Origin of the sequence: Streptomyces sp. XY431, assembly GCF_001279805.1 — a bacterium.
GTDB classification, from domain to species: Bacteria; Actinomycetota; Actinomycetes; order Streptomycetales; family Streptomycetaceae; genus Kitasatospora; species Kitasatospora purpeofusca.
Map to the genome: position 1 here is coordinate 1 of NZ_LGDO01000066.1, position 21,693 is coordinate 21,693.

Here is a 21,693-nt window from a genome sequence, read left to right on the forward strand (position 1 = left end):
CGGCCCGTCCCCGTGCGCGGCCCGCCTCCCCCCGCGCCGCCCCGTCCCACAGGAGCCGTCCGCCGTGTCCTCGCCCGCCCCGGCCCAGGAACCCCCGCGCCCCGTCCGCGTGCTGCTGGTCGAGGACGACGACCTGATGCGCGGCGCCTTCACCACCGCGCTGGAGCGCTACGGCTACCGGATGACGGCCGCCGCCGACGGCCTCACCGGCCTCGAACTCTTCCGCGACGGAGCGTTCGACCTGCTGATCCTCGACGTCATGCTGCCCGGCCTGGACGGCATCGGCCTGTGCCGCCGGGTCCGCGAGACCAGCCTGGTGCCGGTGCTGATGATGTCAGCGCGCGGCGACGGCCTGGACGTGGTCGCCGGTCTGGAGGCCGGCGCCGACGACTACGTCGTCAAGCCCGTCGACACCTACGTCCTGGTGGCCCGGATCCGCTCCCTGCTGCGCCGGGCCACCTACGCCCCCGCCCCCGCGGCCGCGCCCGGCGGCGGCCCCGACGGGGACCGGGTGCCCGACCGGACGGTGCTCGACTTCGGGGACCTCACCGTCGACACCGCCGGGCTGGAGGTCTCACTCGGCGGGCGCCCGGTGGCGCTCACCCCGACCGAGCTCAAGCTGCTGCTGGAGTTCGCCGCCCACCCGGGCGTCGTCCTGGAGCGCCACACCCTGCTGCGCAACGTCTGGGACTACGGCTGGGACGGCGACAGCCGGGTGGTCGACCTCTGCGTGCAGCGGCTGCGCCGGAAGCTGGGCCGGGAGCGGATCGAGACGGTCCGCGGCTTCGGCTACAAGTTCAGGCGCTGAGCCCGGTGCGCCTGCGACACCGCCGGGACCGCCGCACCTCGCTGCGCCGGAAGATCGCCGCGCTGGCCGCCGCGACCGCCTGCCTGGTGGTCGCGGCGGTCGGCGTGCTGGTCCACCTGTGGACCGCGCACGACATCCGCTCCCGCGCCGAGGCCCGGGCGTTCAACTCCGTCTACGCGGCCATGGACGTCTACCGGCGCACCGGCGCCCTCTCCGACGGCGCGGCCCTCGACCCGGCGAAGCTGCCCGCCGCGCTGCGCGACCCGGCCGACGGCGAGCGGCACACCCTGGTCGTCGACCGGGTCGAGGGGAACGTCGGCCCGAGCGTCTGGGCGGCCCAGCGCACCGGCGGCCCCGGCAGCCCGGTGCTCGCCGTCCAGGTCAACATGGGTCCGGAGCTCTCCGACCTGCCCCGGCTCGACGCGGCGATGGCCGTGGCCTCGCTGATCGCGCTCGCAGCCGCCACCCCGCTCGCCGCGTACGGGGCGGGGCTGCTCGCCCGCCGGCTGCGCCGGGTCGCCGAGACCGCCGACCGGATCGCCGCCGGGGACCTCGACGCCCGCACCGGGCCCACCGAGGGCCGCGACGAGGTGGCCGACATCGCCGCCACCGTCGACCTGATGGCCGACAGCCTGGCCCGCCGGCTGCGGGTCGAGCGGCAGTTCACCGCCGACGTGGCGCACGAGCTGCGCACCCCCGTCGGCGGCCTGCTGGCCGCCGCCGACCTGCTCCCGGCTGGCCCGACGGAGGACCTGCTCCGGGCCCGGGTGCGGGACCTGCGGGCGCTCGTCGAGGACCTGCTGGAGATCTCGCGGCTGGACGCCGGGGCCGAGCAGCCGGTGCGGGCCCGGGTCCCGCTCGGCGAGGTCGTCCGCGAGGCCGTCCAGCGGACCGGGCTGGACACCGAGCTGGACACGGGCGCGGCGGAGACCGTCGAGACCGACCCGCGCCGACTGGAACGGATCGTCGGCAACCTCGTCGTCAACGCCCACCGGCACGGCGGCGCCCCGGTGCTCGTCACCGTCGAGGGCTCCACCGTGCGGGTCCGCGACCACGGGCCCGGCTTCCCCGAGGACCTGCTCCGGCACGGCCCGCGCCGCTTCCACACCGGCGCCGCCGAACGCGGCGCGGGCCACGGCCTCGGCCTGACCATCGCCCTCGGCCAGGCCCGCCTGCTCGACGCCGACCTGCGCCTCGGCAACGCCCCGGACGGCGGCGCCCTCGCCACCCTCCACCTCGCGCCCTAGGGGCTGTCTGACGCGGGACTGCCGCGTAGTGGAGCCGGGACCGATACCCGGTTCATGAGGGATCGATACGTCCCCCGGACACCCTTCGAAGTGCACCGACGCTTCGAGGAGGAGTCCCAGCCGTGACCACCGACCCGTTCCACCCGTTCGCCACCCACGCCCCGTACCCGGCGCCCGGGACCGCCGTCGCCACCACCGGACTGACCAAGGTCCACGGCAGCGGCGACACCCGGGTCACCGCGCTGGACGCGGTCACGGTCGCCTTCCGGGAGGCCGAGTTCACCGCGATCATGGGCCCGTCCGGCTGCGGCAAGTCCACCCTGCTGCACTGCGCGGCCGGTCTGGACACCCCCACCGCGGGCTCGGTCCGGATCGGCACCACCGAGCTCGGCGGACTGAGCGACCGGCAGCTCACCCGGCTGCGCCGGGACCGGATCGGCTTCGTGTTCCAGGCCTTCAACCTGCTGCCCACCCTCACCGCGCAGGAGAACATCACGCTCCCGCTCGCGCTGGCCGGCCGCAGGCCCGACCCGGAGTGGCTGGACCGGGTGGTCGCCATGGTCGGCCTCGGCGAGCGGCTCGGCCACCGGCCCGCCGAGCTGTCGGGCGGCCAGCAGCAGCGCGTCGCGGTCGCCCGCGCCCTGGCCTCGAAGCCCGCCGTCGTCTTCGCCGACGAGCCCACCGGCAACCTCGACTCGCGGGCCGGGGCCGAGGTCCTCGGCTTCCTGCGCGAGTCCGTCCACGAGCTGGGGCGGACGGTCGTCATGGTCACCCACGACCCGGTGGCCGCCGGCTACGCGGACCGGGTGCTGTTCCTCGCCGACGGCCGCCCGGTGGACGAGCTGGCCCACCCGACACCCGGCCGCGTCCTCGACGTGATGAAGACCGTCGACACCCGCGTGCGCACCGGCTGACCCGCCACCGCCACCGCCACCGCCCCGCCCTTCCACCCGCCTGCCACTCGCCTGCCACCCGCCTGTCACCCACCGAGAGCCCCCATGCTGCGAACAGCCCTGCGCAACGTCCTCGCGGACAAGGCCCGCCTGCTCATGACCGTCCTCGCGGTCTGCCTCGGCGTCGCCTTCGTCTCCGGCACCCTCGTCTTCGCCGACTCCACCGCCGCCGCCCACCGCGCCGCCGCGTCGCAGGACTTCGCCGGCATCGACGTCACCGTCACCGCCGCCGAACTCCCGCCGGGCGCCCGGGACGCCTTGGACGGAGCGGGCGGCGGCGTCCTGGACGACGCACTGGCCGGGACCCTGGCCCGGGTCCCCGGCGTGGCCGCCGTCCGGCCCGAGGCCGACGGCACCGCCGTCCTGAACGCCGCCGACGGCACCCCGCTGCGGGTCCACCCGGGCGCCAACCTCGCCGCCGCGTACACCCCCGGCCCCGACGGCACGGACCCCCGCCACCCCCTGCTCCGGGGCCGTGCGCCCGCCGGTGCCGAGGAGATCGCCGTCGACCCGGACACCGCCGCCGCCGGTCGGCTGAACCTCGGCGACACCGTCACCCTCGCCACCGACGGTCCGGCCCGCACCGCCCGGCTGGTCGGCATCGTCGGCACCACCGACACCCGGGTCACCGCCCGCGGCACCCTCGTCCTGTTCGACCGGGCCACCGCCCAGGGCCTGTTCGCCACCCCCGGCTACTGGACCGCCCTCGACCTCACCGCCGCCCCCGGCACCGACCAGTACGAACTGGCGCGGCGGGTCACCGAGCGGCTCCCCGCCGGACGGGCCGAGGCGACCACCGGCCGGGCCCTGGCCGAGCAGCAGGCCCGCTACGTCGGCACCCTGACCCGCGGCTACCAGAAGCTGCCGCTGGTGCTGGCCGGGGTCTCGCTGTTCATCGGCTCCTTCCTGGTCGTCAACACCTTCACCATGCTGGTCACCCGCCGCACCCGGGGGATCGCCCTGCTGCGGGCGGTCGGCGCCACCCGCCGCCAGGTGGTGCGCTCCCTGCTCGCCGAAGCCGTGCTGGTCGGACTCGCCGCCTCCGCCGCCGGATTCGCCCTCGGCCTCGGGATCGCCGCACTGCTGCCCGGGCTGCTGGGCACCGACGGCGACCGACTGCCCGACGGCCCGCTGGTGATCGGCCCCCGGCCCGTCGCGGCGGCGCTGTTCGTCGGCGTCGGCGTCACCGTCCTCGCCGCCTGGCTGCCGTCCCGCCGGGCCGCCCGGATCGCCCCCGTCGAGGCGCTCCGCTCGGTGGAACGCCCGGCCCCCCGCTCGCGGCTGCGCCCCGTCCTCGGCGCGGGCCTGACGCTGCTCGGCGCCGGCCTGCTGGTCGCCCTCGCCGGCCGGGCGCACGACGCCTCCGAGGCCAACCTGGAGCGCGCGCTGCTCGCCTGCGGCGCCCTCCTGGCCGGTCTGGTCGTGCTGTCGCCCGTCCTCGCCGTCCCGGCCGTCCGGCTCGGCGGGCTGCTCACCCGCCGCCTCGGCGTCACCGGGCTGCTGGCCCGGCAGAACGCGCTGCGCGACCCGCGCCGCACCGCGGCCACCGCCGCCACCCTGCTCGTCAGCACCGCGCTGGTCAGCGGGCTCGCCACCGTCGGCCACTCCACCGGGCGGGCCCTGGACCGGCAGGCCGCGGCCGGACTCGGCGCCGACTACGTCATCGGCACCGGCAGCACCACGACCGGTATCGACCAGGCCGCGGTGCGGCGGGTCGGCGCCACCCCCGGCGTGCGGACGGCCGTCGCCGTCGCCGACTCCACCCTGTTCCTCGGCGGCTCGGTCCGGGAGGTCACCGGCGTCGACCCGGCGACCGTCGGGCAGGTCGTCACGCTGGACTTCGTCAGCGGCTCGCTCCGGGACCTCGGCCCCGGCCGGATCGCCGTCTCCCGCAGCACCGCCGAGGAGAACGGGATCGGCACCGGCGACCGGGTCACCACCTCCTTCGGCCGCGACCGCGAGCCCGCCACCTCGACCGTGGTCGGCGTCTACCAGGACAACCCCACCGCCCGGGACGCGCTCGCCACCCGCGAGGAGGTCCAGCGGGACAGCTTCCGGCCCGGCACCGTCCAGCGGATCCTGGTCCGCGCCGACGGCACCACCGCGCGGCAGCTGCGCACCGCCGTCGGCGACAACCCGCTGCTCAAGGTGCAGAGCCGGGACGACCTGGTGCGCGAGGCCGGGGGAGTGACGAGCGCCCTGCTCACCCTGATGTACGGGCTGCTCGCGCTCGGCGCGGTGATCGCCGCGCTCGGGATCGTCAACACCCTGGCGATGTCGGTCACCGAACGCACCCGGGAGATCGGCCTGCTGCGCGCCGTCGGCATGGACCGCGCCGCCGTCCGGCGGATGGTCCGGCTGGAGGCGGTGACCGTCGCCGCCCTCGGCACCCTGCTCGGGCTGGCGGGCGGGCTGTTCTGCGCCTGGGCGGTCGGCGCGCTGGCGGGCGGGGCGGTCCCGCAGTACCGGCTGGTGCTGCCCTGGCCGACGCTGCTGCTCGTCTGCGTTCTGCCGCCGCTGATCGGCGCCGCCGCCGCCGCGCTCCCGGCCCGCCGGGCCGCCGCCCTGGGGCCGCTGGAGGCCGTCGCCGGGGCGTGACGGGCAGCCGGTCGACGGGGAACGGCTGGCGGCGGGGATGGCGGACCGTCGGCGGTGACGGCGGACCGGGAGCTGTGGTGACGGACCGTCGGCCGGTGGTGACGGGCCGTCGGCGAGTGGGGAGCCGACGGCCCTCCCGAGCCGGTCGGGGGCGATTCCCGGGCTGGTCGGGGGTGCCATAGGGGTTCGACAGGGGTTGGCTAGGGGGCCGGTGGGCGGGGTGCCACGGAACGCTGAGGTCCGTCACCCCAGCCGCCGGCCCTCAGGAGTGGAACGACCATGGCGCCCCTGGAACCCCTCGACCCGTCCGCACCGCAGTCCGGCCCGCCGGAGGCGGTGGCCGTCGTCGGCGCCGCCTGCCGCCTGCCCGGCGCGGCGGACCCCGAGGCGTTCTGGCGGCTGCTCGACAGCGGCACCAGCAGCGTCGGCACCGTCCCGCCGGGCCGGTTCGCCGACGCGGCGCGGCCGCGGCTGGCCGCCGGCTGGCTCGACCAGGTCGACCGCTTCGACGCCGAGTTCTTCGGCCTCGCGGCCGGGGAGGCCGCCGCCGCCGACCCGCAGCAGCGGCTCGTCCTCGAACTCGCCTGGGAGGCCCTGGAGGACGCCGGCATCCTCCCCGCCGCCCTGGCCGGCCGGCGTGCCGGCGTCTTCGTCGGCGCCATCGCCGGTGACTGGAGCACCCTCACCGCCGGGGCCGACGCGATCACCCGGCACAGCCTCACCGGCGTCAACCGGGGCCTGATCGCCAACCGCGTCTCGCACGCCCTCGACCTGCGCGGCCCCAGCCTCACCGTCGACTCCGCGCAGTCCTCCTCGCTGGTCGCCGTCCACCTCGCGCTGGAGAGCCTGCGCACCGGGGAGTCGGACGTCGCCCTGGTCGCCGGGGTCAACCTCAACCTCGCCCCCGAGTCCACCCTCACCGTCGAGCGGTTCGGCGCCCTGTCGCCCGAGGGCCGCTGCGCCACCTTCGACGCCGGGGCCGACGGCTACGCGCGCGGCGAGGGCGCGGTGCTGCTGGTGCTGAAGCCGCTCGCCCGCGCCGTCGCCGACGGCGACCCCGTGCACGCCGTCCTGCTCGGCAGCGCGGTCAACAGCGACGGCGGGACGGACGGGCTCACCGTGCCGAGCGCCGACGCCCAGGCCGCCGTGATCCGCGCCGCCGCCCGGCGTGCGGACGTCGCTCCCGGCCTGGTGCAGTACGTCGAACTGCACGGGACCGGCACCCGGGTCGGCGACCCGGTCGAGGCCGCCGGCCTCGGTGCCGCCCTGGGCGCGGGACGTCCGGCGGACCGGCCGCTGCTGGTCGGCTCCGCGAAGACCAATGTGGGCCATCTGGAGGGCGCGGCGGGCCTGGTCGGTCTGCTGAAGACGGTCCTGGCGGTGCGCCACCGCCGGCTGCCCGCCAGCCTCAACTTCCGTACCCCGAACCCGGACATCGCCTTCGACCGGCTCGGCCTGGCCGTCCGCACCGGGTCCGGTCCGTGGCCGGACCCGGACGGCCGACTGATCGCCGGGGTCAGCTCCTTCGGCGTGGGCGGCACCAACGCCCATGTCCTGGTCGCCGACGCCCCGGAGACGGCCCCGACCGTGATCGCCGAGGACGAGGACGAGGCCGGGGAGACGGAGCCCGCGCCGTGGCCGGCGCTGTGGCCGCTGTCCGCGCGGACCCCGGCCGGACTGCGCGAACAGGCCGCCCAGCTACGGGAGTTCGCAGCGCAGCGGCAGGAGCTGGCGCCGGCGGAGCTCGGGCGGGCGCTGGCCACCACCAGGACCGCCTTCGAGTACCGGGCCGCCGTCACCGGCACCGACCGGTCCGAGCTGCTCGCCGGTCTGGAGGCCCTCGCCGGGGGCGGCCAGCTGCCGGGGCTGGTGCAGGGCCGGGCGGTGCCGCCGTCACCGCTGCCGCAGTCGGGCGGCACCGTGCTGGTCTTCCCCGGCCAGGGTGCCCAGTGGGACGCCATGGCGCGTGAACTGCTGGACACCGCACCGGTGTTCGCGGCGAAGATCGAGGAGGCCGAGAAGGCTCTCGCCCCGCATGTGGACTGGTCGCTGGACGCGGTGCTGCGCGGCCGGGAGGGAGCGCCCGGCCTGGACCGGGTCGACGTCGTCCAGCCCGCCCTGTTCGCCGTCATGGTGTCCCTGGCCGCGCTCTGGGAGGCGGCGGGCGTGCGGCCCGATGCCGTGATCGGCCACTCCCAGGGCGAGATCGCCGCCGCCCATGTGGCCGGTGCGCTCTCGCTGGAGGACGCGGCCGCCGTGGTCGCCCTGCGGTCGCAGGCGATCGCCGGGCTCGGTCTGACCGGCCGGGGCGGGATGGCCGCCGTCCCGCTGCCCGTCGCCGAGGTCGAGGCCGCGATCGCCGCCCTGCCGGACCCGGCCCTGCTCGGCGTCGCCGCCGTCAACGGCCCCACCTCCACCGTGGTTTCGGGCGAGCGGGAGGCCGTCGAGGCACTGGTCGAGCGGTACCGCTCGGAGGGCGTGCGGGCCAAGCTCGTCCCCGTCGACTACGCCTCGCACTCCGCCCAGATGGAGCCGCTGCGCGAGTCCCTGGCCGAGCTGCTGGCCGGGATCCGCCCGCGCACCGGCACCGTCGCCTTCTACTCCACGCTCACCGGCGGCCGCCTCGACACCGCCGGGCTGGACGGCGGGTACTGGTTCCGCAATCTGCGCGGCACCGTCCGGCTGGACCGGGCCGTGCGGGCCGCCCTGGCCGACGGCCACCGGGCCTTCGTCGAGAGCAGCCCGCACCCCGTACTCACCCTCGGCCTCGGCGAGTTGACGGACGGCGCGGCGGCGGTCACCGGCACGCTGCGGCGCGACCACGGCGGCCTCGACCAGTTCGGCGGCGCCGTCGCCGAGTTGTTCGTGCGCGGCGACGCGGTCGACTGGCGCTCCTGGTCCGGGCCGGGGCAGCGGCTCACCGGTCTGCCGACGTACGCGTTCCAGCGCCGCCGGCTCTGGCTGCCGGACGGCGGGCCGGTCGCGGTGGCGACCGGGTCGGGCCGCCCGGCGGTCGAGGAGACGCCGGACGTCCCGGTCCTCCCGGCGGACGTCCCGGAGGCTCCCGCCCTGGACGAGGCGGCCGCCCTGGCCGCCGTCCGCGCGGGCGCGGCGATCGTGCTCGGCGAGTCCGGCGGGGCGGAGGCCGTGGACCCGGACCGGACCTTCAAGGACCTCGGCTTCGACTCCGTCGCCTCGGTCGAGTTCCGCGACCGCCTCGCGGGTTCCGTCGGCCGCGCCCTGCCGACCAGCCTGGTGTACGACCGGCCGACGCCGCGCGCCGTCGCGGCCTTCCTCGCCGAGCGGCCGGACGCCGCCGGTGCCGCAGCCGGTGCCGCAGCCGGAGTTGCAGCCGGTGCCGCTCGTGGAACCGCTGCTTCGCGGGAGGACGACGACCCGATCGCCGTGGTCGCCCTCAGTGGCCGCTGGCCGGGCGGTGCCGACACCCCCGAGCAGCTGTGGGAGCTGCTGCGCGACGGCCGGGACGCCATCGGCCCGTTCCCGGAGAACCGGGGCTGGGACCTCGACGCCCTGTTCGACCCGGACGGCGAGCGCCCCGGCACCTCCTACACCCGCCAGGGCGGATTCCTCTACGACGCCGACGAGTTCGACGGCGCCTTCTTCGGCCTGCCGCCGCGCGAGGCCGCCGCGACCGACCCCCAGCAGCGGCTGCTGCTGGAGTCCGCCTGGGAGCTGACCGAGCGGGCCGGCATCGTCCCGGCCGCGCTGCGCGGCACCCGCACCGGCGTGTTCGTCGGCGTCATGCCGCAGGACTACGGGCCGCGCCTGCACGAGACGCCCGCCGGGTACGAGGGGCACGCCCTTACCGGGACCCTGACCTCCGTCGCCTCCGGCCGGCTCGCGTACGCGCTCGGGCTGGAGGGGCCGGCGATCACCATCGACACCGCCTGCTCCTCCTCGCTGGTCGCGATCCACCTGGCCGCGCAGGCGCTGCGGGCGGGGGAGTGCGACCTCGCCCTCGCGGGCGGTGCCACGGTGATGTCCTCGCCCGGCATGTTCACCGAGTTCAGCCGCCAGCGCGGCCTGGCGCCGGACGGCCGCTGCAAGCCCTTCGCGGCCGCCGCCGACGGGACCGCCTGGGCCGAGGGTGTCGGGCTGGTGCTGCTGGAGCGGCTCTCCGCGGCCCGCCGCAACGGGCACCGGGTGCTGGCACTGGTGCGGGGCAGCGCCGTCAACCAGGACGGCGCCTCCAACGGGCTGACCGCCCCCAACGGCCCGGCCCAGGAGCGGGTGATCCGCCAGGCGCTCGACGCGGCCGGGCTCACCCCCGCCGAGGTGGACGCGGTGGAGGCGCACGGCACCGGCACCGCGCTCGGCGACCCGATCGAGGCCCGCGCGCTGCTCGCCACCTACGGGCAGCGGGGCCCGGGCGAACCGCCGGTCCTGCTGGGCTCGTCGAAGTCCAATCTCGGGCACACCCAGGCCGCGGCCGGGGTCACCGGGGTGATCAAGCTGGTGCAGGCGCTGCGGCACGGCGAACTGCCGGGCACGCTGCACCTGGACGCGCCCTCGCCGCACGTCGACTGGTCGGCGGGCAGCGTGGAGCTGCTCGACGGCACGCGCGCCTGGCCCGCCACGGGCCGGCCGCGCCGGGCGGCGGTGTCCTCGTTCGGGATCAGTGGCACCAATGCGCACCTGATCCTGGAGGCCGCACCGGAGGAACCCGAGCTTTCCGAGGAGCTCACGGACCCGGCGGAGCCCGCCGCTCCCGAGGAGCCCGCGGCCCCGGCGGAAGCCCCGCTGCTGCTGTCGGCCCGGACGCCCGCCGCCCTGCGGGCCCAGGCCGCCCGGCTGCTGGACGCGGTCGCGCCCGACGCCCCCGGCCTCGCGCGGACCCTGGCCACCGGCCGCACCCACTTCGCGCACCGGGCCGCCGTCCTGGGCGGCGGGGCCGAGGCCCGCGCCGAGGCCCTGCGGGCGCTCGCCGAGGGCGCCGAGGACGCGCCCGGCCTGCTCCGGGCCGAGGCCGCCCGCCCGTCCGGTCCGGCCTTCCTCTACTCCGGCCAGGGCAGCCAGCGGCCCGGCGCAGGCCGCGAACTGTACGCCGGGGAACCGGTGTTCCGGGCCGCGGTGGACGAGATCGCGGAGCTGTTCGCCCCGCACCTGGCCACCCCGCTGACCGAGGTGCTGTTCGCCGAGCCCGGCACCGCGCCGGCCGCCCTGCTGGACACCACCGCCTACACCCAGCCCGCCCTCTTCACCCTGCACGTCGCCCTGCACCGGCTCGCGGTCGAGGCGTACGGCCTGCGCCCGGAGCGGCTGATCGGCCACTCCATCGGCGAGTTGAGTGCCGCGCACCTGGCCGGTGTGCTCACCCTGCCCGACGCGGTGGCGCTGGTCGCCGCGCGCGGCCGGCTGATGGAGGCGCTGCCGGCGAACGGCGCGATGGCCGCGATCGGGGCCACCGAGGCCGAGGTGGCGCCCGAACTGGCCGCGCTCACCGACCTGGTGGCGATCGCCGCCGTCAACGGCCCGTCCTCCGTGGTGCTTTCCGGCGACGAGGCCGAGGTCCGCCGGCTGGCCGAGGACTGGCGGGCGCGCGGACGGCGGGTCAAGCTGCTGACGGTCGGCCGGGCGTTCCACTCGCCGCACATGGACGCGGTGCTGGACGAGTTCCGGGCGGTCGCGGAGCGGCTCGACTACCGGGAGCCGCACACCCCCGTGGTCTCCAACCTGCACGGCGGCCTCGCCCGGGCCGGGGAGCTGACCGACCCCGGGTACTGGGTGCGGCACATCCGGGAGGCGGTCCGCTTCCACGACGGCGTGCGCACCCTGGACCGCCTCGGCACCACCGCCTACCTGGAACTCGGCCCCGGCCCCGTGCTGACCGCCCTCACCGAGGAGGCGCTCGCCGAGGCCGACGCGGCCCACCCCGACGCCGACGCGGCCCTCCCCGCCCCGCCCGCACGGGCGTTCGCCTCGCTGCTGCGCGCCGACCGGCCGGAGCGGGCGACCGCCACCGAGGCGCTGGCCCGGCTGCACGTCCACGGGGTGCCGGTCGACTGGGCCACCGCCCTGCCGGCCGCCCCCGGGACCGACCGCCCCGAGCTGCCCACCTACCCCTTCGAACGCCGCCGGCACTGGCTGGACACGCCGGCCGCGCACACCGCCGACGCCCCCGGCGGCCTCGCCCCGACCGGCCACCCGCTGCTCGCCGGGGTCACCGAACTCCCCGACAGCGAGGGATGGTTGTTCACCGGCCGGCTCTCCCTGCGGACCCACCCGTGGCTGGCCGACCACACCGTCGCCGGAACCGTCCTGCTGCCGGGCACCGCCTTCCTGGAGCTGGCCGTGCAGGCCGCGCTGCGGGCCGGTGCCGCCCGGGTGGAGACGCTGGACCTGGCCGCGCCGCTGGCCCTGCCGGCAGCCGCCAGGGCCGGGGTGCGGATCCAGGTGCTGCTGGGCTCCGCCGACGAGGAGGGGCGCCGACCGCTGCGGATCCGTTCCCAGCCGGAGACCGGGGACGGCGGGGACTCCGACTGGACCACCCACGCCACCGGGGCCGTCGCCCTCGCCCCGGCGGAGCCCGCAGAGCCCGCCGTCGTGGTCGCGCCGCTGGCCGCCGTGCCGCTCGACCTCGCCGACGCCTACGAGCGCCTCGCCGAGCGGGGCTACCACTACGGCCCCGCCTTCCGGGGCCTCACCGCGGCCGCCGTCCACGGCGAGCAGCGCTACGCCGAGGTCACCGCGCCGCCGGTGCTCCCGTCCGCCGAGGCCGAGTCCTACGCCCTCCACCCGGCCCTGCTGGACGCCGTGCTGCACGCCGTCGTCCTGGACGCCGACCGGACGGTGCTGCCGTTCTCCTGGCGGGACGTCACCGTGCACCGCACCGGCACCGGGACCGGCGCCCTGCGGGCCCGGATCACCTCGGCCGGGCCGGACACCGTCGCCCTGGAGCTGACCGACCCGGCCGGGCTGCCGGTCGCCACCGTCGGCGCGCTGACCCTGCGCGCCCCGGCCGCCGCCGGCCCGGACTCGCTGTACCGGCTGGACTGGCGCCCGCTCACCGCCGCCGACGCGCCGCCCGTCGACTGGGCGCTGCTGGCCGACCCGGCCGGAGCCGCCGAGCCGGTGGACGAGCGACCTGTACTCGCCTCCCTCGCCGAGGCCGCCCCCGGGCAGAGCGTGCTGGCCCCCGTCCGCACCGCCGAACAGGCGCTCGCCCTGCTGCACGGCTGGCTGGACGCCGCGCAGACCGGCACCCTCGCGCTGCTCACCGAGCACGCCGTCGCCACCCACCCCGGCGAGGACGTCCCCGAACCGGCGGCCGGCGCGGTCTGGGGCCTGGTCCGCACCGCCCAGGCCGAACACCCAGACCGCTTCGTCCTCCTGGACACCGACACCGCGCCCGCGAGCCGCGCCGCCCTCGGCGAGGCCCTCGCCGCCGCACAGCGCACCGACGCCGACGGCGAGCCCCAACTGGCCGTGCGGGCGGGCGAGGTCCTCGTCCCCAGGCTCGCCCGCTCCCGCCCGGGCGACCGGCTCGACCCCGGGGCCGTCGACACCTGGCGGCTCGACACCGCCACCCCCGGCAGCCTGGACTCGCTCGCCCTGCTGCCCGCCCCCGAGGCCCGCCGGCCGCTGGCCGCCGGGGAGGTCCGGATCGCCCTGCGCGCCGCCGGCCTCAACTTCCGGGACGTGCTGATCACCCTCGGCCTCTACCCCGGCGGCGCCCGGATCGGCGCCGAAGGCGCGGGCACCGTCCTGGAGACCGGCCCCGGCGTCACCGGACTGCGGCCCGGCGACCGGGTGATGGGCCTGGTGCAGGGCACCCTCGGCCCGATCGCCGTCACCGACCACCGGCTGCTCCTCCCCGTCCCCGACGGCTGGAGCTGGGCCGAGGCCGCCACCGCCCCGGTCGCCTTCCTGACCGCCTACCACGGCCTCTACGACCTCGCCGGGCTGCGGTCCGGCGAGTCCGTCCTGATCCATGCCGCGACCGGCGGTGTCGGCCAGGCGGCCGTCCAACTCGCCCAGCACGGCGGCTCGGTGGTGCTCGCCACGGCCGGCCCCGGCAAGTGGGGCGTGCTGCGCGGGCTCGGCCTGGTCGGCGACCGGGTCGCCTCCAGCCGCACCCTCGACTTCGAGCCGGCCTTCCGCGCGGCCACCGGCGGCCGGGGCGTCGACGTCGTCCTCAACGCGCTGGCCCACGAGTTCACCGACGCCTCGCTGCGCCTGCTCGCCCCCGGCGGCCGGTTCGTCGAGATGGGCAAGACCGACCCCCGCGACCCGGCCACCGTCGCCGCCGACCACAACGGCGCCGCCTACCTGGCCTTCGACCTGTTCGACGTCGACCCCGACCGGATCGCCGAGATCCTCGCCGAACTCGCCGGGCTCTTCGCCGAGGGCGCGCTGCGCCCGCTGCCGGTCCACGCCCAGGACGTCCGGCAGGCCCCGCAGGCGGTGCGCCGGCTGAGCCAGGCCCGGCACACCGGCAAGCTCGCGCTGACCCTGCCCGCCCCGCTCGACCCCGAGGGCACCGTCCTGGTCACCGGCGGCACCGGCGCCCTCGGCCGGCTCGTCGCCCGCCGCCTGGTCGACCGGCACGGCGTGCGGCACCTGCTGCTCGCCGGCCGCCAGGGACCGCAGGCCCCGGGCGTCGCCGAACTCGTCACCGAACTGGCGGAGTCGGGCGCCGAGGTGACCGTGCGGGCCGCCGACCTCGGCGACCGGGACGCCGTCGCGGCGCTGCTCGCGGCCGTCCCCGCCGAGCGGCCGCTGACCGCCGTGGTGCACGCCGCCGGAGTCCTGGACGACGCCGTGCTCGGCTCGCTCACCGCCGAGCGGCTGCGCACCGTCCGCCGGCCCAAGGCCGACGGTGCCCGGCACCTGCACGAGCTGACCCGCTCCCACGACCTGGCCGCGTTCGTCCTGTTCTCCTCCGCCGTCGGCCTGCTGGGCAATCCCGGCCAGGCCAACTACGGCGCCGCCAACGCCGAGTTGGACGCGCTGGCACAGCACCGGACGGTGCGGGGGCTGCCCGCCGTCTCGCTCGCCTGGGGCCACTGGGCGCAGGCCGAGGGCGGCATGGCGGCGGGGCTCAGCGCCGCCGAGCGGGAGCGCCTCGGCGCCACCGGCCTGGCGCCGATGACCGACGAGCAGGCGCTCGCGCTGTTCGACGCCGCGCTCGGCACCCCTGGCGGAGCCCCCGGCACCGCCGGTGTCCCGGACGCCGCCCTGGTGGCCGCCCGGCTCGACCCGGCCGCCGTTCCCGCCGACCGGCTGGCGCCGGTGCTGCGCGGACTCGCCCGGCACCGGTCCCGTCCGGCCGCCCGGGGCGGCGCCGACGGCCCGACCGCGCTGCTGGCCCGACTGGCCGGGCAGCCGCCCGCCGAGCAGGAGCGGCAGCTGCTGGCGCTGGTCCTGGCCACCGCCGCGGCCGTCCTCGGTCACCCGGACGCGACCGCGATCCGGCCGGAACTCGGCTTCATGGACAGCGAGTTCGACTCCCTCGGGGTGATCGAGCTGCGGAACCGGGTGAACACCGCGACCGGTCTGCGGCTGCCCACCACCGCCCTCTTCGACCACCCCACCCCGGCCGCCCTCGCCGCCCATCTGCGCGAGCGGCTCGCCCCGCCACCGGCCGCCCCGGCTGTCCCGGCCGGAGCGCCGGAAGCCGCCTCGGGATCCGAACCCGCCGACGCGGCAGCCGAGTTCGACCGGCTGGAGCGCACCCTGACCGCCCTCGCCGCCGACCCGGCCGCCCGGGCCGAGGCCGTCGACCGGCTCACCGCCCTGCTCGCCGGCCTGACCGCCGCCGAGGGCGACGGAGGGGACGGCGACCTCGCCACCCGCATCACCGATGTCAGCGACGACGACATCTTCGACTTCATCGACAACGAGCTCGGCATTTCCTGAGAGAGGCACCGCAGATATGAGCACCAACGAGCAGAAGCTGCGCGACTACCTCAACAAGGTTGCCGCCGAGCTGCACCAGACCCGCCGCCGCCTGCGCGACGCGGAGGCCCGCGCCGTCGTCACCGACCCCGCCGCCGACGGCGGGGCGGAGGAGCCGATCGCCATCGTCGGCATGGCCTGCCGCTTCCCCGGCGGCGCCGACACCCCCGACGAGCTGTGGCGGCTGGTCACCGAGGAGCGCGACGTCGTCGGCCCCTTCCCCACCGACCGGGGCTGGGACCTCGACCACCTCTACGACCCCGACCCCGACCGGGCCGGCCGCAGCTACGCCCGCGAGGGCGGATTCCTCTACGACGCGGGCGAGTTCGACGCCGACTTCTTCGGCATCTCGCCCCGCGAGGCGCTCGCCGCCGAGCCCCAGCAGCGCCTGCTGCTGGAGACCGCCTGGCAGGCCCTGGAGGACGCCGCGATCGACCCGGCGGCCCTGCGCGGCACCCGTACCGGCGTGTTCGCGGGCGTCATCGCCCAGGAGTACGGGCCGAGCATGCACCACCTGCCCGCCGAGCAGACCGACGGCTACGTCCTCACCGGCACCACCACCTCCGTCGCCTCCGGCCGGATCGCCTACACCCTCGGCCTGGAGGGCCCCGCCGTCACCGTCGACACGGCCTGCTCCTCCTCGCTGGTCGCGCTGCACCTCGCCGCCCGCTCGCTGCGCTCCGGCGAGAGCTCGCTCGCCCTGGCCGGCGGCGCCACCGTGCTCGCCGCGCCGGGCATGTTCATCGAGTTCAGCCGCCAGCGCGGGCTGGCCGCCGACGGCCGCTGCAAGCCCTTCGCCGCCGCCGCCGACGGCACCGGCTGGGGCGAGGGCGCCGGCCTGCTGGTCCTGGAGCGGCTCTCCGACGCCCGCCGCAACGGCCACCGGGTGCTCGCCCTGCTGCGCGGCTCCGCCGTCAACCAGGACGGCCGCTCCAGCCAGCTCACCGCCCCGAGCGGCACCTCGCAGCAGCGGGTGATCCGGGCCGCACTCGACTCCGCCGGGCTCACCGCCGCCGACGTGGACGTGGTCGAGGCGCACGGCACCGGCACCCGGCTGGGCGACCCGATCGAGGCGCAGGCGCTGATCGCGACCTACGGGCAGCAGCGGTCGCCCGAACAGCCGTTGTGGCTGGGTTCGGTGAAGTCGAACATCGGTCACACCCAGGCGGCGGCCGGTGTGGCGGGTGTGATCAAGTCCGTGCTGGCGATCCGGCACGGCGTGCTGCCCCGCACCCTGCATGTGGACGAGCCCTCGCCGCACGTGGACTGGTCGGCGGGCACGGTCGAGCTGTTGACCGAGCAGCGGGAGTGGCCGGCGCTGGAGCGTCCGCGCCGGGCCGCGGTGTCCGCGTTCGGTGTCTCCGGCACCAACGCCCATGTCATCGTCGAGCAGGCCCCGGCGGAGGAGACCGCGCCGGCCGAGGCCGCGCCCGAGGCCGCCCCCGCCCCCGCCGTCCTCCCGTACGTGCTCTCCGCCCGCACCCCCGAGGCGCTCACCGCCCACGCCGCCCGGATCGCCGACCGGCTGCCCGGCACCCGCCCCGTCGACGCCGCGTTCACCCTGGCCACCGGCCGGGCCGCGCTCGACGAGCGCGCCGTCGTCGTCGCCCCGGCCGCCGACGCGGCCGAGGCCCTGCGGGCGCTGGACGGCCCCGGCGTCGTCCGCGGCCGGGCCGGCACCCCCGGCCGTACCGTCTTCGTCTTCCCCGGCCAGGGCTCCCAGTGGGCCGGCATGGCCGCCGGACTGCTCGACACCGAACCCGCCTTCGCCGCCGCGCTCACCCGCTGCGCCGAGGCCCTGGCCCCGCACACGGACTGGTCGCTGCTCGACGTCGTCCGCGGCGCCGCCGACGGCCCCGACCCGGACCGGGTGGACGTCGTCCAGCCGGTGCTCTGGGCGGTGATGGTCTCGCTCGCCGAACTCTGGCAGACCTACGGCGTCCGCCCGGACGCCGTCGTCGGCCACAGCCAGGGCGAGGTCGCCGCCGCGTACGTCGCGGGCGGCCTCGACCTCGCCGACGCGGCCCGGATCGTCGCCCTGCGGGCCAAGCTGCTCGCCCGGATCTCCCACCGCGGCGGCATGGTGTCCGTGCCGCGCCCGCTGGCCGAGGTCGAACGGCGGATCACCGCCTGGCCCGGCCGGCTCTCCATCGGCGTCGTCAACGGCCCGCAGGCCACCGTCGTCTCCGGCGACCTCGACGCGCTCGCCGAACTCACCGCCGCCTACACCGCCGAGGGCGTCACCGTCCGACCGGTCAACATCGACTACGCCTCGCACTCCGCGCAGACCGAGGCGCTGCGCGAGGAACTCCTCGGTCTGCTCGCCGACCTGCGGCCGCGCACCGGCACCGTGCCGCTGCTGTCCACCGTCACCGGGGAGTGGCAGGACACCGCCGCCCTGGACGCCGGCTACTGGTACCGGAACCTGCGCCACACCGTCCGCTTCGAGCAGGCCACCCGCCGGCTCGCCGAGACCGGGCACACCGTGTTCGTCGAGGTCTCCCCGCACCCGGTGCTCACCGGCGCGATCGAGGACACCCTGGACGGCGTGGGCCCGGCCGCCACCGCGTCCGCCGTCGTCACCGGCTCGCTGCGGCGCGGACAGGGCGGCCGCGAGCGCTGGCTCACCTCCGTCGCCGAGCTGTCCGTGCGCGGCGTGGCCGTCGACTGGACGGCGGCCTTCGCCGACGCCCGGCCCGCGCACGCCGAGCTGCCCGGCTACCCGTTCCAGCGGCAGCGCTACTGGCTGGACGCCACCCGCTCCCCGGAGCTGACCGCCGCCCCGGGCGGGCCCGCCGGGGACAGCCTGTTCTGGGACCTGGTCGGCGAGCAGGACGCCGGCCGCCTCGGCGAGGCGATCGGCGTCGACGGCGACCGGCTGGTCCCCGTACTGCCCGCGCTCGCCTCCTGGTGGGACCGGCGCCGCGCCGCGACCGCCGCCGACGGCTGGCGGCACCGCGTCGTCTGGCGGCCCGTCGGCACCCCGACGGCGACCGCGACCGCCGCCGAGGGCCGCTGGCTGCTCGTCCTCCCCGAGGGCATCGACGCGGAGGACCACCCCTGGGCGAGCGGCCTCACCGAGGCCCTCGGCGCCCACGGTGCCACCGTGCGGCTGCTCACCGCCGGCGTCGACCGGCCCGCTCTGGCCGCCGAACTGGCCCGGCTGACCACCGAGGACGGCCCGCTGACCGGCGTCGTCTCCCTGCTCGGCCTGCGCCCCGGCGCCCACCCCGAGCACCCCGAACTCCCCTGGGCGCACGCCGCCCAGGTGGCCCTGGCCCAGGCCCTGGACGACGCGGCCGCGCCCGCCCCCGTCTGGTACCTCACCCGGGGCGCCGTCAGCACCGGGCCCGCCGACGCCGCGACCGACCCCGTCACCACCCCCGAGCACGCCCTGACCTGGGGCTTCGGCGCGATCCTGGCCGCCGAGCAGCCCGCCCTCCACGGCGGCCTGATCGACCTGCCCGCCGAGCCCGACCGGCGCACCTGGCAGCAGGCCGCCGCCCTGATCACCGACCGCTCGCCCGAGCGGGAGAGCGAACTCGCGCTGCGCCCGGCCGGCGCCTTCGCCCGCCGGCTGGCCCCCGCCGCGCCGTCCGCCCCGGCGGACCGGCCCTGGGAGCCGCGCGGCACCACCCTCATCACCGGTGGAACCGGCGCGCTCGGCGGCCATGTCGCCCGCTGGCTGGCCGCGCGCGGTGCCGAGCACCTGCTGCTGGTCGGCCGGCGCGGCGCCGAGGCGCCCGGGGCCGCCGTCCTGGAGGCCGAACTCGCCGCCCTCGGCACCCGGGTGACCTTCGCCGCGGCCGACGTCGCCGACCGCGAGCAGCTCGCAGCCGTCCTCGCCGGGATCCCCGCCGACCTGCCGCTCAACGCGGTCGTCCACACCGCCGCCGCCCTGCACGACGGCCTGCTCCCCACCCTCGGCGCCGACCGGCTCGCCGCCGCCCTGCGCGCCAAGGCGGGCGCCGCCCGGCTGCTGCACGAGCTCACCGCGGACCTGCCGCTGACCGCGTTCGTGCTGTTCTCCTCGCTCGCGGGCGTCGCCGGCATCCCCGGCCAGGCCAACTACGCACCCGGCAACGCCTACTTGGACGCCCTCGCCGCCGAGCGCCGAGCGGCCGGACTGTCGGCCACCTCGATCGCCTGGGGCCACTGGGCGGGCGCGGGCATCGCCGCCGACGGCGCCGAGCGGCAGCTGCTCCGGCACGGGCTCGCCTCGCTGCCGCCCACGCAGGCCGTCGAACTGCTCGGCGCCGCGCTGGACCAGGGGGAGAGCCACCTGGTCGTCGCCGACGTCGACTGGGCGGCCCTGTTCCGGGGCCGGGACCAGCGCCTGGTGGTCGAACTGCTGCCCCGCGAGGGCGCGGCCGGTCCGGCCCACCAGGGCGCCGCAGGCGCGGCCGCCGAGGCCGACCTGGTCGCCCGGCTCGGCGCGCTGCCCGCCGCCGAGCGCCGCCGCAGCCTGCTCGGCGTCGTCCGGGCCGAGGCCGCCGCCGTGCAGCGGCACCGCTCGGCGGACGCCGTCGACCCGGCCAGGGCCTTCCAGCAGCAGGGCTTCGACTCGCTGACGGCCGTGGAGTTCCGCAACCGCCTCGGCGCGGTCACCGGCCGCCGACTGCCCGCGACCGCCGTCTTCGACCACCCCACGCCCGCCGCGCTCGCGGACTGGCTGGCGGACGAACTGTGGGGCGCGGCCGACGCCGACCCGCAGGGCGACCGGACGGCCGCCCAGGCCCCCGGCGCGGCCGTCGGGACCGATCCGATCGTCATCGTCGGCATGGCCTGCCGCTACCCCGGCGGGGTCGCCTCGCCGGAGGACCTCTGGCGGCTGGTGGCCGACGGCGTCGACGCGCTCACCGAGTTCCCGGCCGACCGCGGCTGGGACCTCGACGCCCTGTACTCGCCCGACGACCGCGACCGGCCCGGCACCTCCTACTCCCGGCACGGCGGATTCCTCGACGGCATCGGCGAGTTCGACGCCGAGTTCTTCGGCATCCCGCCGCGCGAGGCCCCCGCGATCGACCCCCAGCAGCGGCTGCTGCTGGAGACCACCTGGGAGCTCTTCGAGCGGGCCGGGCTCGACCCGACCGCCCTGCGCGGCAGCCGGACCGGCGTCTTCGCGGGCATCTCCGGCCGCGACTACGCGAGCGGCGCCCAGCAGGTACCGGCGGAGCTGGAGGCCTACCTCGGCATCGGCAACGCGGGCAGCGTCGCCTCGGGCCGGATCTCCTACACCTTCGGCTTCGAGGGCCCGGCGGTGACCGTGGACACCGCCTGCTCCTCCTCGCTGGTGGCGCTGCACCTGGCCGCGCAGTCGCTGCGCTCAGGCGAGTCGGACCTCGCCGTCGCCGGCGGTGTGCTGCTGATGACCACCCCGACCACCTTCGTCGAGTTCTCCCGCCAGCGCGCGATGTCGCCCGACGGGCGCTGCAAGGCGTTCGCGGCGGGTGCCGACGGGACGGGCTGGGCGGAGGGTGTGGGCCTGCTGCTGGTGGAGCGTCTTTCGGACGCGCGCCGACGCGCGCCGCAACGGCCACGAGGTGCTGGCGGTGCTGCGTGGCAGCGCGGTCAACCAGGACGGTGCCTCCAACGGTCTCACCGCGCCCAGCGGGCCTTCGCAGCAGCGGGTGATCCGGGCGGCGCTGGCCAACGCGGGCCTGAAGCCCGAGGAGGTCGACGTGGTCGAGGCGCACGGCACCGGCACCACCCTCGGCGACCCGATCGAGGCGCAGGCGCTGATCGCGACCTACGGACAGCAGCGGTCGCCCGAACAGCCGTTGTGGCTGGGTTCGGTGAAGTCGAACATCGGTCACACCCAGGCCGCCGCCGGTGTGGCGGGTGTGATCAAGTCGGTGCTGGCGATCCGGCACGGCGTGCTGCCCCGCACCCTGCACGTGGACGAGCCCTCGCCGCACGTGGACTGGTCGGCGGGCACGGTGGAGCTGCTGACCGAGCAGCGGGAGTGGCCGGCGCTGGAGCGTCCGCGCCGGGCCGCGGTGTCCGCGTTCGGTGTCTCCGGTACCAACGCCCATGTCATCGTCGAGCAGGCGCCGGTGGAGGAGTCCGCGCCGGTGGAGGCCGTGGTGCCGACGGTGGACGGTGCGTTGCTGCCGTTCGTGGTGTCGGCGCGTTCGCCCGAGGCGCTGCGCGAACAGGGCGCCCGGGT

At 77.5% G+C, this 21,693-nt stretch carries 5 protein-coding genes and 1 pseudogene; all 6 read left to right on the plus strand.

Features of this window, described 5'->3' with window-relative positions:
• Positions 1-64 precede the first annotated feature (64 nt).
• Positions 65-808, plus strand: a complete 744-nt coding sequence (cseB, locus tag ADK60_RS09945; protein WP_053644940.1) for a two-component system response regulator CseB — start codon at positions 65-67, stop codon at positions 806-808.
• Positions 809-813: 5 nt separating this feature from the next.
• A complete protein-coding gene (locus ADK60_RS09950) occupies positions 814-2,055 on the plus strand; it encodes an ATP-binding protein (RefSeq protein WP_353651735.1) in 1,242 nt (413 codons plus the stop codon).
• A 122-nt stretch (positions 2,056-2,177) separates the two neighbouring features.
• Positions 2,178-2,969 (plus strand): ABC transporter ATP-binding protein, encoded by a 792-nt coding sequence (locus tag ADK60_RS09955; RefSeq protein ID WP_053644942.1) that lies wholly within the window; start codon positions 2,178-2,180, stop codon positions 2,967-2,969.
• A gap of 84 nt (positions 2,970-3,053) precedes the next feature.
• Positions 3,054-5,606: an ABC transporter permease gene (locus ADK60_RS09960; protein WP_053644944.1), complete on the plus strand. Its 2,553-nt coding sequence runs from the start codon at positions 3,054-3,056 to the stop codon at positions 5,604-5,606.
• Between the two features lie 279 nt (positions 5,607-5,885).
• Entirely contained in the window at positions 5,886-15,485 is a 9,600-nt protein-coding gene (locus ADK60_RS09965) for a type I polyketide synthase (RefSeq protein WP_079008201.1), read from the plus strand.
• A pseudogene (locus ADK60_RS47550) lies at positions 15,430-21,693 on the plus strand (type I polyketide synthase); the annotation flags it as partial. The gene ADK60_RS09965 and the pseudogene ADK60_RS47550, both read left to right, overlap by 56 nt.